Source organism: Paraclostridium sp. (assembly GCF_051657365.1).
Lineage (GTDB): Bacteria > Bacillota > Clostridia > Peptostreptococcales > Peptostreptococcaceae > Paraclostridium.
The window spans coordinates 1-17,520 of record NZ_JBOFKN010000137.1; the positions used below are offsets into that span (position 1 = coordinate 1).

Below are 17,520 nucleotides of genomic sequence, written 5' to 3' on the forward strand. Positions count from 1 at the left end.
ATAAAAGAGATGAAATAGTAAATGATTATATATATAATATCAAAAATGTAGATAACATGGTAAAAGCTATAAAAAATAATATAGAAAGTAATGAAAATTTACCATTTGATAAAAAAGATAAAGTTATTAAAATAATAGAAGAAATATACGGTATAAGCAAAGAAGATATAAATAAAAATTTAAAGTGGGATAAATTAAAAAAATATTTGATTTGGGCCACTTATAATGAATTATATATATCTATGAATATTATAGAACTAATAAACTTAGTAATTAAAACATCAAAATAAAACAGGGTTTAACACCCTGTTTTATCTACAAATATAAGAATTTACATCTACTGATTGAATTATACCTAATCCAGGTGGGTTACCTATAGCGTACACTGTATAAATTCTATTTGCTTTTAAAATTGCATTACTTGATAAAACTATATCATTAGTGCCAGTTAAAACAACGTCTATATCATATGAACCGGCAGGAACTTTTACATAATCAGTAGCTTCTTTAAATTTTAAATCCTTAAATAATATATTATTATTAGCTAATATATCTACAGCAGGAGCATTAGGTGATAAATGAACAACTCTAACTGTAGCTTCCTTAGTTGAAGGAATTTCATCTATATCATCCTCTATTAAAAATAACTCAATATTAGCTAAATTATTTATAGCTGATATAGTAAATATTCTATCATCGGGAACATCAACCATTTTACTTAATACAATAGTTTTTTCATCTCCAGCTGGATGCAAATCTATTGTATGGATGCCTTCTTCAAGATATGAATAATCGGATATATCAGAATAAGCTAAATCAGATACAGTAAGCTTACCATCTATATAAATATCAACGGGTGGCGCATCAGGAGACGCATGAAAAACTCTAACGATAGAATTACCATCCTTAGTTTTAAAACAATCCATATATATTTCCCCCTTAACAATAAAATTTAACTTATTAACACTTTATGAAAGGTGAAAACATTATGTTCTTAATTTAATACATAAATTCATGATAAAAATATTTAAAGACAAAATAAGTGGGTATAATATGAATATAATAAATATAAAAAAGATTTTAAATAGGAGGGTTATTATGTCAGAAAAAATATGTTTATGTAAAGGAATAACAAAAGATACTATAGTAGAAGCTATAAAAAATGGAGCAAATACAGTAGAAGATGTTAAAGAAGCAACAGGAGCTACAACAGGATTTTGCCATGGTGGTAGATGTAAATCTAAAATAGAATCTTTAATAGAAGAAAACAAATAAATTATATAAAAAATTAAAAAAGGATACCGTTTATTCTAAGCATTTATGAATAAATGGTATTTTTTTATGCAATTAATTGGAAATAGCATGATATAAATTTAAAATATTGGGTATAAGCATATTAAGTAATTAATTGTCGAAAAGTACAATTAAAATAAGATTTAAAATTTGACGTTATGAATTAAATCACAATGAAGGAGTAATTAACATGAAACACTTATTTACAGAAAAAGTAGTTCCAATAGAACTAGACAATCCATCGATACAAATAGACTATGATAAATGTATTAAATGTGGATTATGCAAAAGAGTTTGTGCAAATGAAATAGGAGTTAATGGTTATTTCGACTTAGAAAAAACTGGAGATATAGCAATATGTATAAATTGTGGTCAATGTGTACAAGCTTGTCCTAAAAAAGCTATAACTCAAGTAGAAGATATAGACAGAGTTAAAGAAGCTATAAATGATCCTGAAAAAATAGTTATATTTAATACTGCACCAGCTGTTCGTGTAGCACTTGGTGAAGAATTTAACATGGAAGAAGGATCTTATGTTGAAGATAAGATGGTTCAATCATTAAGAGAACTTGGTGGGGATTATGTATTTGATGTAACTTTCGGAGCAGATATGACAATAATGGAAGAAGGTAGTGAATTAGTAAGTCGTCTTTTAAGTGGAAAAGGTAAACTGCCTCAATTCACAAGTTGTTGTCCATCTTGGGTTAAATTTGCAGAAACATTTTATCCAGAATTAATACCAAATTTATCTACTACAAAAAGCCCAATAGCTATACAAGGAACTGTTGTAAAAACATACTTTGCTCAAAAGGCTAATATAGATCCAAGTAAAATAGTGAATGTTACTATAACACCTTGTACTTCTAAAAAATATGAAATAGATAGACCTGAAATGAATGCATCAGCTAAGTTTAACAATGTTGAAAATATGAAGGATAATGATATAATATTAACAACTAAAGAACTTGCTAAGTGGTTAAAAGAAGATGAAATAGATTTTGAAGCCTTAGAAGGATCAAAATTTGATAATATGTTAGGTCTTGGAAGTGGAGCAGGTGTAATCTTTGGTAATAGTGGTGGAGTTATGGAAGCTGCGGTTAGAACTGTATACAATATACTAACACATGAAAATCCACATAAAGATTTCCTACATTTCCATCCAGTTAGAGGACTTGAAGATGTTAAGGAAGCTACGGTAAATATAGAAGGTACAACTTTAAGATTAGCAGCTGTTCAAGGAACTGAAAATGCTAGAAAATTAATAGAAAAGTTAAAATCTGGCGAAGTTGAATATGATTTTGTTGAAGTTATGACTTGCAAGGGTGGATGCATAGGTGGTGCAGGACAACCTAAGATGAAAGCTAGAATTACAAATGAAATGAGATTAAAACGTATAGAAGGGTTATACGATAAAGATAAGCATATAGCTATAAAATGTAGCTATGAAAATCCAGATGTAATAAATGTTTATAAGGAATTTTTTAAAGAACCTCTATCTCATATGTCACATGAACTTTTACATACTACTTTCGAATCTAAGCATGATATGTTAGGATTAGATAAGGATGTAAATCAAAGCGAGATAGGTTAGTCATTGTTTAGCTGAAGGTTTGGGGTTATATATTTTGTTTCATTCTTATTAAAAGTTCTTCAACAAAGTATATAACCCCAGTGCCTTCAATCTAAATAATATATGTTAGAAAGAAAAAAATTGATGTTTAAATATAGCATTTAAAAAAATTTTTAAATACTATATTTGGGTATTAATTATATAATGATTAAAATCGAGGTGAATATATGGATGTTAAAGCGATTATAGAAAAACTGTATAAAACAAATGATGCAAGTAAAGAGGAGTTACTATATTTATTAGATAATATAGATGAAGAGTCAAAAGTGTTATTAATGAAAAGAGCTCATGAAACTAGAATGAGAACTTATGGTAATAAGGTTTATATGAGGGGACTTATAGAACTTACGAGTTTTTGTAAGAAAGATTGTCTATATTGTGGGCTTAGAAGACACAATAAAGATGCAGAAAGATATAGACTGACATTAGATGAAGTTTTAGAATGTGTTAGAAAAGGGGACAAGCTAGGATATAAGACTTTTGTTCTTCAAGGTGGAGAGGATTCTTACTTTACAGATGAAAAAGTTATAGAGATAATAAAAGCTGTTAAAAGTGAATTTCCAAACAACGCGATAACGTTATCCTTAGGTGAGAGAAGTTATGACTCTTATAAAAAAATGTATGATGCAGGCGCTGATAGATATTTACTAAGACATGAAAGTGCTAGCAAAGATCTTTATGAAAGTATACATCCAGGTGAACCTTTTGAAACAAGAAGAAATTGTTTGAAAAATTTAAAAGAAATAGGATATCAATCAGGTGCTGGATTTATGGTTGGAATACCTAATCAAACTAATGCAGACTTAGTTAATGACTTAAGATTTATAAAAGATTTTGAGCCTGCAATGTGTGGAATAGGTCCTTTTATACCGCATAAAGACACACCACTTAAAGATTATGAACATGGAAGCTTAGAAACGACTGTAATTTGTTTAGCTATTGTTAGATTATTACTTCCAAAAGTATTACTACCAGCAACGACTGCTTTATCTAGCATTGATTCAAATGGTAGAGAGCAAGGTTTAAGAGCTGGAGGAAATGTTATAATGCCGAACTTATCTCCTATGTCTGTTAGAAGAAAGTATTCTTTATATGACAATAAAGCATATATATTAGATGAAGATGCAGAGTATAGAACTATGATAGAGAAAAAGATAAATGAAGCAGGTTTTGAAATTGAAGTAAGTAGAGGAGATAATCCTGAATTTAGAAAATAATAAAGGAGATTAAGTTATGTTTATAAACCATGAAGAAATATATAAAATTTTAGAAGAAACTAAAAATCCATCAAATGAAGAAATAAAAGAAGTTCTAGAAAGAGCTAAAAAAAGAGAAGGATTATCATATAAAGATATAGCAATTTTACTTCAAACAGAAGATAAAAAAGATTTAGAAGAAATATATTCTTTAGCAGGAAAAATAAAAAGAGATATATATGGAAAAAGAATAGTTGTATTCGCTCCACTTTATGTAAGTGATTATTGTGTAAACAATTGTGTTTACTGTGGTTATAGAAGAGATAATGAGTTTTGTAGAAGAAGATTAACAATGGATGAAGTAGCTGAAGAAGTAAAAATATTAGAACAAATGGGACATAAGAGATTAGCACTTGAACTTGGAGAAGATCCAGTTAATGCACCTATAGATTATGCTCTAGAATGTTTAGATACTATATATAAAACTCAAAATGAAAATGGAGAAATAAGAAGGGTTAATGTAAATATAGCAGCTACAACTGTAGAAAACTATAAAGCTTTACATGAAAAAGGAATAGGAACTTATATATTATTCCAAGAAACATATAATAAGCCAACTTATGAAACTATGCATCCAAAATCACTTAAGGGAGATTATAATTACCACTTAACAGCTTTTGATAGAGCTATGGAAGCTGGTATTGATGATGTTGGGGCTGGTGTTTTATTTGGATTAGCAGATCCTAGATTTGAAGTATTAGGACTTATGATGCACAATGCTCACCTAGAAGAAAAGTTTGGAGTAGGATTCCATACTATATCAGTGCCAAGACTTCAAGAAGCAACAGGGGTTACTCTTGCAAATTATCCACACTTATTAGATGATGAAACATTTAAAAAAATAGTAGCAGTGCTTAGAATAGCAGTACCGTTTACAGGCCTTATATTATCAACTAGAGAAACTGCATCTATGAGAAAAGAGTTATTACACTATGGAGTAAGTCAAATTTCTGCTGGTTCATCAACTGGGGTTGGAGGATACAAGGAAAGAGAACAAGGAAAAGAAAGTAAACAATTTAAAACTAATGATGAAAGAAGTCCAATAGAGATATTAAAAGAATTATTAAGCGATGGATATATACCAAGTTACTGTACAGCTTGTTATAGAAAAGGAAGAACTGGAGATAGATTTATGCAACTTGCTAAATCTGGAAATATAAAATATGTTTGTGAACCAAATGCTCTTATGACATTACTTGAATTCACTCTAGATTATGGAGATAAAGAATTATACGATAAAGCACAAGAAATAATAAAAACTGAAGTTGAAAACATAGAAAGAGAAGATATAAAAGAACGTACTAAAGAAAGCATGGAAAAGATGAAAAAGGGAGAAAGAGATTTCTACTTATAGGAGGCATATATGAACATTACTCCAAATGCAAATAGAAAACATATAGGGATATATGGAAACACTAATAGTGGTAAATCATCACTTATGAACAAAATATTAAATCAAGATATATCTTTAGTATCAAGTGTTGAAGGAACAACTACCGATCCTGTTCAAAAAGCTATGGAATTAATACCTTTTGGACCAGTATTATTAATAGATACGGCAGGGCTTGAAGATAAAAGTGAGCTTGGTGAAGTAAGAATTAAAAAAAGTTATGATTATTTAAAAAGACTAGATTTTGCTATATATGTAGTTGATGGCAAAAATGTAGATATAGATACATATAAAGTTTGGAAAAAAGAAGCTAATAAATATAATGTTAAGCATATAGTTGTTGTTAACAAACTAGATATATTAAATGAAGAAGAAATTAATAATATAAATAAGCTATTTAATAATTCTATATTTATATCAGTAAAAGATAATAAAGGTATAGATACTTTAAAAGAAGAACTTGTTAAAAACTTAGAACAAGAGGAAGAAGATAAGCCTATAGTTGGAGATATACTACCTTATGGATCTAAAGTTATTTTAGTAGTTCCAATAGACTCAGAAGCTCCAAAAGGAAGAATAATACTACCTCAAGTTCAAGTTATAAGAGACTGTCTAGACCATGGTATAAAAACTTATGTAGTAAGAGACACTGAACTTACTGAAGCATTAAGTGACTTAAAAGATGTAGATTTAGTTATAACAGATTCGCAAGCTTTTAAAGAAGTAGAAGCTATGATTCCTAAAACTATGAACTTAACTAGTTTTTCTATATTATTTGCAAGACAAAAGGGTGATCTTAAAGATTTTTTAGAAGGAACTAAAAAGTTAGATTCTCTAAAGCCTAATGATAAAATACTTATATGTGAAAGTTGTACACATAATGTGTCTCATGAAGATATAGGTAGAGTTAAAATACCAAATATGTTAAGAAAAATAGCAGGTGGAAACATTAATATTGATTATAAGGTAGGCTATGATTTTAAAGAAAACATAGAAGATTATGATCTTATTATTCACTGTGGAGCATGTATGGTAAATAGAAAAAGTGTATTAAATAAAATTGATATATGTAAAGAAAAAAATGTTCCTATAACTAATTATGGTATGGTTATAGCATATTTTACAGGAATATTAGATAGATCTGTAAGTATATTTAAATAAAAAGCAACTTCCTTTGAATGAATTTATAACTATTTACATTCGAAGGAAGTTGTTTTTTTGTTGCCTAATTTTATTTTTGAAAATTAGGATTTAATGTATTTTATTTCTATATTCTAAAGGCGTTATTCCAGTTATTTTCTTAAAAACTATAGTGTAGTAATTTTGACTATTAAATCCAACAGATATAGCTATATCAAGTAGTGACATATCAGATGAAATTAATAATTTTTTGCTTTTTTCTATTCTTAAGATATTTAAAAAACTAGAAAAGGTATAATCTGTTTCTTGTTTGAATTTTTTGCAAAAATAACTTTTATTTATATTTAAGTATTCACATATAGAATCAATACTTATATTTGAATCATAATTTTCAAGACAATACTCTATTGATTTTTTTACATAAGAACTAAAATTCAAATTAGCACGACCTCTACTAAATTTATCTTCATGTATAGTATTTAATAAATTTAATAAATACTCAATAGCATACCTATCATTAGAATCATATGGTCCAAGCACATAATATCCACTATTATTATCATACTTAGACATTGTGGTAATTAAAAAACTAGTATTATTATCATAGGATAAAGTTGCCTTAGGTAAATCATGATATTCACTTTTAAATTTTGAAATGATATCAAGTTCATTAAACAATGTTTCAAATTTATTGTTATATCCCTTAGTATATATATTTTTAAAGTTTAAATCTAAAGCCTTTATAGGTAATTTAGAGCAGTTATAAAAGTCTTCTAAGACTAATTTTATTGTTTTCATAAAAATCCCCTTTAATTTTTGAAAAATTATTAAAATTATAAATTATGCCAAAATATTTATAAAAAAGCGAATATATTTTAGAAAATACATCCAATTCAAGATAATATAAATATATAAATGAAAATCACTATCAATTAATTATTCAATAAAAATGACAAAAACTCAACAATAATGAGTAATGATTAATAATGAATATCATTAACGTAAATGAAGATATAAAAAAGGGGAGAATTAAAAATGTTATTAAAAAGAAAAATGTATAAAACTACAGCTATGGCTTTAGCTGTGATATCAATATTTGGAAGTAGTCTTACACAGGTAAGTGCATATGATGGAGATACAAATATAAAGCCTATAGCTCAATTTGCAGATGGAGTATATGAACTAAATACAACTTTAAAGAATTTATCAGATGAGAATAAAGATTCTATGGCTAATGGATACTTACAATCTAGTAATCTAGAAATACGAGATGGAAAACAATATATGAGGTTGGAATTTACATCTGGAAATATGATAAAAGAAGTTACAGCAGACGTTGATGGAAGCGGAGTAGAAGTAAAAAATACTTTAAATGGAGATATAAGAACGGTAGAATTTGAAGTTGTTTCTATAGACTCTAATATAGTTTTAGGAGTTAAGATAAATCCATTTGGAGATTTTGTTGTAGATGCAAATTGTATCGTAAAGAGTGATTTTAAAACACAACCACCTGTACTACCAGAAGTTCCAGAAACACCAGAGGTACCAGAACAACCAGAAGTACCAAGCACTCCAGAGACACCAGAAAATCCAGAAGTTCCGGAAACACCAAGTAAGCCAGAAACACCAGAGAATCCAGAACAATCACAACAGCCAGAACAACCAAGCAAACCAGATAATCAGCCATCAACTGATAATCAAGATGGTAAATATAAAAATGGATTTTATGAGTTAAAAAATACTGTAAAGTGTGACAATCCTACAGGGTATGCAATGGTTAGAAATTTATTAAATGAAAATACAGTGATGGAAGTTAAAGATAATAAGACTTACATAACTTTTGAAATGTCAGGATATGACATGATGGGAGATGTGAAAATTAAAGTAGATGGAAAAAATATGAACTTTACAAAAACAGACTTGGGAAATAATAATGTTAAATTTAAAGTGGAAGTACCTAGTGTAGATTCTAATATAAGTATGAATATATTTGTAAAAGCGATGAATAAAGATGTTGAATTTGGAATAGGGTTAGAAAAATCTACTATAAAATTTGTAAGTTCAAATGAAGAACCAACTATACCTAATAATCCATCTAGTAACAATACAAACACAGGAAATAACTCAGGAAATAGTTCAAATAATAATTCAGATGATAGCTCAAATAAATCAGAAAATACAGCTGGAAATGCTACAGTTAAAGGTAAGCTATATACTATAAAAAATGAGATAATAGAAGATAACCCAACAGGAAAAGAAATGGCTAGAAAATACTTAAATGAAACTAGTAAGATAGAAGAAGAAAATGGTAAAACTTATGCTACGTTAACATTTACAGGGGTTGATCTTATGAAAGACCATAAAATATATGTAAATGGAAGTAAAGTTAATCACGAGGTAGTATCTAAAGATTCTAACAGTATAAGTATAAGATTTGAAATACCAAATGTTGATGCAGATATAAAAGTTGAATTATTCGTTATACCTATGGGTTCTAACATAGATTTTGGAGTTAAGTTACTTAAAGATACTTTAACATTTGTTAAAGACTACGAATCAAATAGTAAATTACCTCAAACAGGAAGCTTATTAAATGGTGATACTATGCTTATGGCAGGTAGTATGGCTACAATAGGTGGATTAACAATAGGTAGAAAGAAAAGAAAGTAGAGGAATAATTAATGAAAATTATAAAATCTATGTTTTCATTTATGTTAGTTAGTGTAATGCTATTAACGTCTATGATAACTGTTAGTGCAAACGAACTTGATAAACTAGAAAGTGGTATATATGAAGTTGAAAATGATGTTTATCATGAAAATGAAATAGGAATGTCAATGTCAAGAACATACCTAAAACCTACTATGAAGATAGAAAAGAGCAAGGGTAAAGTTTATTATACTGTTGGATTTACAGGTACAGATTATATGGAGAACTACAGAATAATATTAGATGGTAAAGATATAGGAGCTGAAATTGTTTCAGAAAATCCAGAAGAAAAAAGTATAGATTTAAAATTTGAAGCAAATTCGTTAGAACCTAAAATAAAGGCTAACATATATGTAGATGCTATGGGTAGAGATGTTGAATTTGACATAATAACAAAAACAGATACTTTAAAGTTAATAGAAAAGATAGACGAACCTAAAGAAGAAGTTAAAACAACTGATGAAAAGACTACTAATAAGAAAACTACTAAACAAGAAGAAAAATCTAGTGAGAATGATTCTAATAATCTGTTATTTATAGGTTTAGGGATAGCAGTTGTAGCTGGAGTTTCTACATTAATATTTAATAAATCAAATAAGAAGAGTAAGTAATATGAGAGATAAATTAACTAAATTACTTATTATAGTGGGCCTAGCTTTAATTGTAGGCTCACTATCTCTAAAAATATATTCTAAAAGCATGGAAAATAAAGCAATTAAAAATTTTGAAAATAAAATATCAAGTAAACGTAGTAGTGAGTCTATAAAAAATCCTAAACTAGGTGACGAGATAGCAATTATAAAAATACCTTCTATAAAGTTAAACACAGCAGTAGTTCATGGGATAGAAAATAAATATTTAAAGCATTATGTATGCCATTTTGAAACTAGTGCTATGCCAGGGCAAAAAGGTAACTTTTCTTTAGCAGGACATAGTAGCTATATGTATAATGAGGTTTTTAATGAACTCTATAAAGTAAAAGTAGATGATGAAATCGTTATAAAAACTGTTAATGATGAATTTACATACAAAATAACTAAAGTATTTGAAACAGATTCTAAGGATTTATCAGTTTTAGAACAAAATATGGATAAAAAAGAAATTACTTTAGTTACTTGTACAGACGATGGCAAAAATAGGCTAATAGTCAAAGGGGAATTAATAACAAAATAAAATGTAGATAAATATAGGAGATTTAGGATATGAAACTTAAAAGATATATAGCTTCTACAATAGGAGTACTAGCACTTAGTTTAATGGTTGGATGCACTAGTAGTGGTGAAGTTAAAAATAATAGCAGTGTTAAAGATGAAAATAAAGGTGAGGTAGTAGTAACTACATCAGTTGCTATTACTGAAATATTAGATAAATTAGGAGTTAAGGTAGGTGGAGTTCCAAAAACTTCATATGAATTGCCTAAAAGTACTGAAGGTGCAGTCGAAGTTGGAAATCCTATGAACCCTGACCTAGAAATAATAAAATCTTTAAATCCTAGTGTAGTTGTATCTGTAGATACATTAGGAAAAGACTATGAAGAAATGTTTATTCAAAATAATATACCAAGTGAATTTGTAAATTTAAGCTCAGTTGATGGATTAAAAGAAACTATAAAGTCATTAGGAAATAAATTCGATAAAAGCGATAAAGCAAGTGAAATCTTAAATGATTTAGAAAATAAAGAAAATGAATTAAAAGATAAGACAAAAGATAGTAAAGAAGATGTAATGATAATATTTGCAGCACCGGGGTCTATGATGATAGGAACTGATAAATCCTATGTTGGAAATTTAGTTGATATAGCTGGTGGAAATAATTTATTTAAAAGTGATAAGTCATCATTTCTACCTATAAATATAGAAGAGGTTATAAAAGCTAATCCAAAAAAAATTCTGGTTATGACTCATGCAGTACCTGAAGAATCTAAAAAGATGGTTGAAGATGAATTAAGTAAAAATACTTCTTGGCAAAGAGTTGATGCTGTAAAAAATGGAAATGTACATTATTTAGAAAACGAATACTTTGGAATGAGTGCAAATTTAAAGGCTGTAGAAGCAATAGATAAGTTAGGAGTTATACTTTATGAATAAGGCGTGTTGTAGTGAAGAAATACATTATGAAAAAAAGAGTATAAGCGAAAATAGTAAAAAATTGATGTATATAGGAGTAGGATTAATATCACTTGTATTTATAATGCTATATTCTATGAAAACAGGAAGTATAGAAATTGGGTTTCTAGAATTAATAAGTGGATTATTTTCAAGTGAAACTACTGGAAATATAGGGATTATAAAAGATCTAAGGCTACCAAGAGTATTAATTGCTGTATTTGTTGGAATCAATCTAGCTGTAACAGGAGTTCTTTTACAATCTGTAATGAGAAATCCCCTAGCAGATCCTGGTATTACAGGGATATCAGCAGGAGCTAGTTTAGTAGCCATAATAGTAATGGTGTTTTTCCCACAATTAAATGGATTTAAATCTATATTGGCTTTTGGTGGAGGTTTAATTGCAGCAATACTTGTTTATAGTGTAGCCTATGATAAAGGGTTTACACCTATTAGAATAGTTTTAGCGGGAGTTTGTATAAATGCACTTTTAAGTTCTCTAGCTTCAATAGTTACCATGATAAATGGAAATGGAGCAAATAGTATACAAATGTGGTTAAGTGGAAGTTTAGCTACTGTTTCGTGGATAGATGTAAAAACACTAGCTATATATACATTAATAGGAATAATAATGACTATACCACTTTCTAAAACTTGTAACTTAATAGTACTTGGAGATAAGACAGCTAAGAGTTTAGGTATAGATACAGATAAACAAAGGATAGTTATATCAGCAGTTGCAGTATTTTTAGCTAGTATATCAACAGGAGTTGCAGGTATTATATCATTTGTAGGACTTATAGTGCCTCATATAGCTAGATTTATAATAGGCTCAGACCATAAGTATTTAATACCTTTTAGTGGAGTTATGGGAGGTGTACTACTTCTTTTAGCAGATACACTTGGAAGAAGCTTATTAAAACCATATGAAATACCTGTAGGACTTGTTATGTCTGTAATAGGAGCTCCATTTTTTATATATCTACTTAGAAGAGGTGAAAGTAAATGTTAAGAGGAAAGAATTTAGAGTTTTCATATATTAAAGGAAAGAATTTTATAAAGGATTTAAGTTTAGATGTACCTAAGGGGAAGATAACTACTATACTTGGGCCTAATGGATGTGGAAAGTCGACACTACTTAGCTTACTTTCTTGTTACAACAAGGTTAAAAGTGGAGATGTGTTTATAGAAGATACTAAATTAAATAATATGAAATACAAAGAAATAGCAAAACGTATAGCAACAGTTCATCAACAGAATCAATCTCCAGAGGATATAACCGTGAAAACTTTAATAAGCTATGGTAGAGTACCACATAAAAATTCATCTAAAGAAGAAGATGAAAAAATTGTTAGGTGGGCAATAGATGCAACTAATTTAAATGATTTATCAGATAAATTAGTTATGAGTTTATCTGGAGGACAAAGACAAAGAGCATTTATAGCTATGGCACTTGCACAAAATACAGAAGTTTTATTACTTGATGAACCTACAACTTATCTTGATATATACCATCAAATAGAAATATTAGAAATGGTAAAAAACTTAAATAAAAAGCATAATATAACTATAATAATGGTACTTCACGATATAAACCAGGCTATAAAATATAGTGATAATATTATAATAATGAAAGATGGATCTATAATAAAACATGGTGAACCTAAGCGTATTATAAATAAAGAAATAATAAAAGATGTATATAATGTAGATGGATTTATAGGGGAAAATGATAGTGAGATGTATTTTATACCTTTAAAGGTATGTTAGGAGGAGAAAATGAAAAACTTAAAAAAAATTATGTATTTAATAGTAGCTTTAATAGCACTTACACTAGGTATAATAGGTATATTTTTACCATTACTTCCGACGACTCCCCTATTACTACTTACATCATTTTGTTTATTAAAAAGTAGTGATAGATTAAATGAAAAATTTATGAAAACTAAAGTTTATGAAAAGTATGTAAAGTCATTTAGAGAACAAGGAGGCATGACTTTAAAAGCAAAACTTTGGTTAACAATACCTGTATCTATACTATTAATATTCATGTTTATAGTTATTAATAACTCTACAATGAGAATGATAATTATTGCGATGTGGATAGTTAAGGTAGCAGTTTTTACAAAGATGAAGACAATAAAAAGGGAGGCATTATAATATGGTAAACAAAAGATTACTATCACTTAGTGAAGATTCTAAAAAGTGGGTAGGACTTACAGTTTTAATGAATTGGATATCTATAATTTGTAATATATTAATAATAGTTTATATAGGTAATATTGTAGATAAACTATATTCAAATAATTTAAATATAAACATATTAAAATCATCTGTATTTATATTTTTAGTTTTAATTATAAGATTTATATGTAATTATATATCAACTAAATTTTCTTATCATGCATCAGCTAATGTTAGAAAGAGCATAAGAGAAAAGATTTATAAAAAATTATTGGATTTAGGTGTGAATTATATAGATACAATATCAACATCATCTATAGTGCAAATAACTGTTGATGGAGTTGAAGCATTAGAAATATATTTTGGAAGATATCTTCCTCAGTTGTTTTATAGCTTATTAGCACCTATAACTTTATTTTTTATAGTATCATTTATAAGTTTTAAAGCAGCTATAGTATTACTTTTATGTGTACCATTAATACCAGTATCTATAATAGCTGTAATGAAGTTTGCGAAGAAGCTACTTAGTAAGTACTGGAATGTATATACTAATTTAGGAGATTCATTTTTAGAAAATCTTCAAGGACTTACTACACTAAAGATATTTAGTTTAGATGAGAGTAAAAATGAAGAAATGAATAAAGAAGCTGAGCACTTTAGAAAAATAACTATGAAAGTATTATCTATGCAGTTAAATTCTATAACTATAATGGATTTAGTAGCATTTGGAGGAGCTAGCTTAGGTATTATTATAGCTATATTAGAATTTAATAAAGGTAATATAACTATAGGTGGTGTTTTAATAATAATATTATTATCCTCTGAGTTTTTCATACCTCTTAGATTATTAGGTTCATATTTCCATGTTGCTATGAATGGAATAGCTGCAAGTGATAAGATATTTGATTTATTAGATAGTGAAGTTAACAAAGAACAAGACTTAACTAAAGAAGAGTTAAAATCATTAAACAATATAAATATAAAAATAGATAATGTAGACTTTAGTTATGATAAGGAAAGAAAAGTACTTAACAATATAAACATTGATATACCTAAAAATAAAATGGTAGCTTTAGTTGGTGAAAGCGGATGTGGAAAGAGTACAATAACAAACTTATTATTAAAGCAAAGAAAAGTAGATAGTGGAAGTATAAAACTAAATGGACTTAATGTAGATGATATACCATTTGAAGTATTAAATAAGAAGCTAGGATTTATAAATCATAATGCATATATATTTAATACAACTATAGAAAAAAATATAAAAATGGGTAATAAAAATACAAATGAAACTGATATTAAATTAGCCCTTAAGAAAGCAAACTTATATGATTTTGTAATGAGCCTACCTAATAAGCTTAAAACTAATGTAGGAGAAGGAGGATCTTTATTATCAGGAGGGCAGAAGCAAAGATTAGCTCTTGCTAGAACTATAATATCTAATCCTGAAATATATATATTTGATGAAGCTACATCTAATATAGATGTTGAGAGTGAAGAAAAGATATGGAAATCTATTTATGAAATATCTGATAATAAAACTGTTATAGTAATATCTCATAGATTGGCTAATGTTAAAAATGCAGATGTTATATATGTACTAGATAAAGGTAGAGTAGTTGAAAGTGGAAATCATAAAAATCTTATGGATGGTAATGGAAAGTATTATGAACTTGTTAGCCATCAAAATAATTTAGAGAGTATATATAAAGAAAAAGCATATTTGGAGGTGGCTATAAGTGAATAGAGAATCAGGATTTAGTATAATGTTAAGGCTTATAAAGGTGTTAAAGCCACTAACACCAGTAATGTGCATAACTATAACTTTTGGAGTATTAGGATTTTTAGCATCTATGGCTATAACGACTTTTGGAGCTGTAGCAATAGGCACTAGTATCGGAATAGATATGGGAATCACTTTTAAAACTTGTATAATTATAATGATTTTATGTGCTATTTTAAGAGGAGTTTTAAGATACATAGAACAATATTCAGGTCACTATATAGCATTCACTATACTTAAGGTACTTAGATATAAAGTATATAAAGCTCTTAGAAAGTTAGCACCAGCAAAACTTGAAACTAAGGAAAAAGGTAATTTAATATCTGTAATAACAAGCGATATAGAATTATTAGAAGTATTTTATGCTCATACTATAGCTCCTATAGCTATAGCAATAATTACTTCTATAGTAGTAACATTTATATTATTTAGTATAAATATATACTTTGGAATAGCAGCTTTTGAGTTTTATATAATAGTAGGATATATTATACCTGTAATATCTTCTAAGTATGGGAACGAATATGGGGTTGAATACAGAGAAGAATTTGGAAGAACTAATAGTTTTTTATTAGAGTCGTTAAAAGGTATAAAAGAGATATTATTATTTAATCAAGGTGAAGTTAGATTAAATGCTATAAATGAAAATAGTGATAAATTAAATGATAAGTTAAAAGGAATTAAAAAACATGAAGGTATAGTTAAAGCTTTTACTGATGTTACTATAATGATAGCTATATTAGTATTTTTATTCATAGGCATACATCTATATCAAATAGGAAGCATAAATATGGGTGAATTATTAGTAGCTATAGTGTTACTATCTAGCTCTTTTGGACCGGTTGTTGCACTTAGTAACTTATCTAATAATTTAGTACATACTTTTGCCTGTGCACAAAGATTATTTAATATATTAGATGAAGTACCTTCAGTTAAAGAAGTTGATGGTGAATGTGATTTAAGTTCACATGATATGAATATTAAAGATGTTGAATTTAGTTATGATAAAAGAGATGAAGTATTACTTAAAAATATAAATCTTGATATAAATAAAGGTGATAAAATAGCTATACTTGGAGAAAGTGGATGTGGTAAAAGTACACTTTTAAAACTTATGATGAGATTTTGGGATGTTAATAAAGGTAATATATCTATAGATAATAAGAATATAGAAAGTATACCTACTAAAACTTTAAGAAAATCACAATCATTAGTAACTCAAGAAACATTCTTATTTAATGATACAATAAAAAATAATATAAAAATAGGGAATATAGATGCTACTTTAGATGACGTTATAAATGCTTGTAAAAAAGCTTCTATACACGAATTTATAAAAACATTACCTAATGGATATGAAACTAATGTAGGTGAACTTGGAGGGAATTTATCTTCAGGAGAAAAACAAAGATTAGGTATAGCTAGAGCGTTTTTACATAATGCAGATATATTAATACTAGATGAACCTACAAGTAATTTAGATACATTAAATGAAGCTGAGATATTAAAAAGTATAAATAATGAATGCATAGATAAAACACTCATAATGGTTTCGCATAGAAAATCTAGTGCAGCTATATGTGACAAGAAAATTTATGTTAAAAATAATACTCTTAGTTGTAGTTAATTAGGGGGATTTTATGACTAGAATAGAAAAAGAGAAAAAAACTATCAAACTTATGATAGCTATATACTGTAAAAAAAAGCATAAGAACAAAGTTGGATTATGCTTAGAATGTGAAGAATTATTAAATTATGCAAATAAAAGGTTAGATTTTTGTAAGTTTGGTAATGATAAAAAATTTTGTAGTAAGTGTCCTATACACTGCTATAAAAAGGATATGAGAGCTAAGATAAAAGATGTGATGAAGTTTGCAGGACCAAGGCTTATAATATATAGTCCTATAGAATTTATTAAACATATATTTGAATAAATTATTTTTAAATTAAAAAACACAGTAAATTTTATTTACAGATAGGGGATCTATATTAGAATTTTATATCATAAAAAATAATATGTAATATAAAAG

At 27.6% G+C, this 17,520-nt stretch carries 18 protein-coding genes; 16 read left to right on the plus strand and 2 right to left on the minus strand.

The genetic code is table 11. From position 1 onward, the window contains the following. Positions 1 to 290 (plus strand): hypothetical protein (locus ACRCYC_RS09840; protein ID WP_438618975.1); only part of this gene is annotated, 290 nt, incomplete at its 5' end. A gap of 21 nt (positions 291 to 311) precedes the next feature. Here ACRCYC_RS09840 and ACRCYC_RS09845 read toward each other — a convergent pair. Next, positions 312 to 926 carry a DUF4397 domain-containing protein gene (locus ACRCYC_RS09845; protein ID WP_438618976.1) on the minus strand — a complete coding sequence of 205 codons (615 nt, stop codon included), beginning with the start codon at positions 924 to 926 and terminating at the stop codon, positions 312 to 314. Between the two features lie 172 nt (positions 927 to 1,098). Here ACRCYC_RS09845 and ACRCYC_RS09850 point away from each other — a divergent pair, with 172 nt between their 5' ends. The 5 genes from ACRCYC_RS09850 to hydF all read left to right on the plus strand — a co-directional run bounded on the left by ACRCYC_RS09850 (position 1,099) and on the right by hydF (position 6,730). Next, on the plus strand, positions 1,099 to 1,275 hold the full coding sequence (locus tag ACRCYC_RS09850) for a (2Fe-2S)-binding protein (protein ID WP_438618977.1): 177 nt from the start codon (positions 1,099 to 1,101) through the stop codon (positions 1,273 to 1,275). A 208-nt stretch (positions 1,276 to 1,483) separates the two neighbouring features. Further along, entirely contained in the window at positions 1,484 to 2,884 is a 1,401-nt protein-coding gene (locus ACRCYC_RS09855; protein WP_438618978.1) for a [FeFe] hydrogenase, group A, read from the plus strand. 206 nt (positions 2,885 to 3,090) lie between these two features. Further along, complete coding sequence (gene hydE / locus ACRCYC_RS09860) at positions 3,091 to 4,140, plus strand: [FeFe] hydrogenase H-cluster radical SAM maturase HydE (protein WP_438618979.1); 1,050 nt, start codon at positions 3,091 to 3,093, stop codon at positions 4,138 to 4,140. A 16-nt stretch (positions 4,141 to 4,156) separates the two neighbouring features. Beyond that, positions 4,157 to 5,533, plus strand: a complete 1,377-nt coding sequence (gene hydG / locus ACRCYC_RS09865; RefSeq protein WP_438618980.1) for a [FeFe] hydrogenase H-cluster radical SAM maturase HydG — start codon at positions 4,157 to 4,159, stop codon at positions 5,531 to 5,533. Between the two features lie 9 nt (positions 5,534 to 5,542). Then, a complete protein-coding gene (gene hydF, locus ACRCYC_RS09870) occupies positions 5,543 to 6,730 on the plus strand; it encodes a [FeFe] hydrogenase H-cluster maturation GTPase HydF (RefSeq protein ID WP_438618981.1) in 1,188 nt (395 codons plus the stop codon). A 90-nt stretch (positions 6,731 to 6,820) separates the two neighbouring features. On the opposite strand, the gene ACRCYC_RS09875 is transcribed toward hydF, so the two are convergent. Beyond that, entirely contained in the window at positions 6,821 to 7,507 is a 687-nt protein-coding gene (locus ACRCYC_RS09875; protein ID WP_438618982.1) for a helix-turn-helix transcriptional regulator, read from the minus strand. 237 nt (positions 7,508 to 7,744) lie between these two features. Here ACRCYC_RS09875 and ACRCYC_RS09880 point away from each other — a divergent pair, with 237 nt between their 5' ends. From ACRCYC_RS09880 to ACRCYC_RS09925, 10 genes are read left to right on the plus strand one after another with little or no spacing between them, the layout of a single operon-like run. Next, complete coding sequence (locus ACRCYC_RS09880) at positions 7,745 to 9,379, plus strand: NEAT domain-containing protein (protein ID WP_438618983.1); 1,635 nt, start codon at positions 7,745 to 7,747, stop codon at positions 9,377 to 9,379. Between the two features lie 11 nt (positions 9,380 to 9,390). Continuing rightward, entirely contained in the window at positions 9,391 to 10,029 is a 639-nt protein-coding gene (locus ACRCYC_RS09885; RefSeq protein ID WP_438618984.1) for an NEAT domain-containing protein, read from the plus strand. A gap of 1 nt (position 10,030) precedes the next feature. Next, positions 10,031 to 10,591, plus strand: a complete 561-nt coding sequence (locus tag ACRCYC_RS09890; protein ID WP_438618985.1) for a class D sortase — start codon at positions 10,031 to 10,033, stop codon at positions 10,589 to 10,591. A 29-nt stretch (positions 10,592 to 10,620) separates the two neighbouring features. Then, entirely contained in the window at positions 10,621 to 11,505 is an 885-nt protein-coding gene (isdE, locus tag ACRCYC_RS09895; protein ID WP_438618986.1) for a heme ABC transporter substrate-binding protein IsdE, read from the plus strand. Further along, positions 11,498 to 12,535: a FecCD family ABC transporter permease gene (locus tag ACRCYC_RS09900; protein ID WP_438618987.1), complete on the plus strand. Its 1,038-nt coding sequence runs from the start codon at positions 11,498 to 11,500 to the stop codon at positions 12,533 to 12,535. Before isdE ends, ACRCYC_RS09900 begins: the two co-directional genes overlap by 8 nt. Next, positions 12,529 to 13,293: an ABC transporter ATP-binding protein gene (locus tag ACRCYC_RS09905; RefSeq protein ID WP_438618988.1), complete on the plus strand. Its 765-nt coding sequence runs from the start codon at positions 12,529 to 12,531 to the stop codon at positions 13,291 to 13,293. Before ACRCYC_RS09900 ends, ACRCYC_RS09905 begins: the two co-directional genes overlap by 7 nt. Before the next feature lie 9 nt (positions 13,294 to 13,302). Further along, positions 13,303 to 13,683 (plus strand): YbaN family protein, encoded by a 381-nt coding sequence (locus tag ACRCYC_RS09910; RefSeq protein ID WP_438618989.1) that lies wholly within the window; start codon positions 13,303 to 13,305, stop codon positions 13,681 to 13,683. 1 nt (position 13,684) lies between these two features. Further along, positions 13,685 to 15,454, plus strand: a complete 1,770-nt coding sequence (locus ACRCYC_RS09915; protein ID WP_438618990.1) for an ABC transporter ATP-binding protein/permease — start codon at positions 13,685 to 13,687, stop codon at positions 15,452 to 15,454. Then, on the plus strand, positions 15,447 to 17,117 hold the full coding sequence (locus ACRCYC_RS09920; RefSeq protein WP_438618991.1) for an ABC transporter ATP-binding protein: 1,671 nt from the start codon (positions 15,447 to 15,449) through the stop codon (positions 17,115 to 17,117). The genes ACRCYC_RS09915 and ACRCYC_RS09920 overlap by 8 nt, the downstream gene beginning before the upstream one ends. A gap of 13 nt (positions 17,118 to 17,130) precedes the next feature. After that, entirely contained in the window at positions 17,131 to 17,424 is a 294-nt protein-coding gene (locus ACRCYC_RS09925) for a nitrous oxide-stimulated promoter family protein (protein ID WP_438618992.1), read from the plus strand. Positions 17,425 to 17,520: the final 96 nt, after the last annotated feature.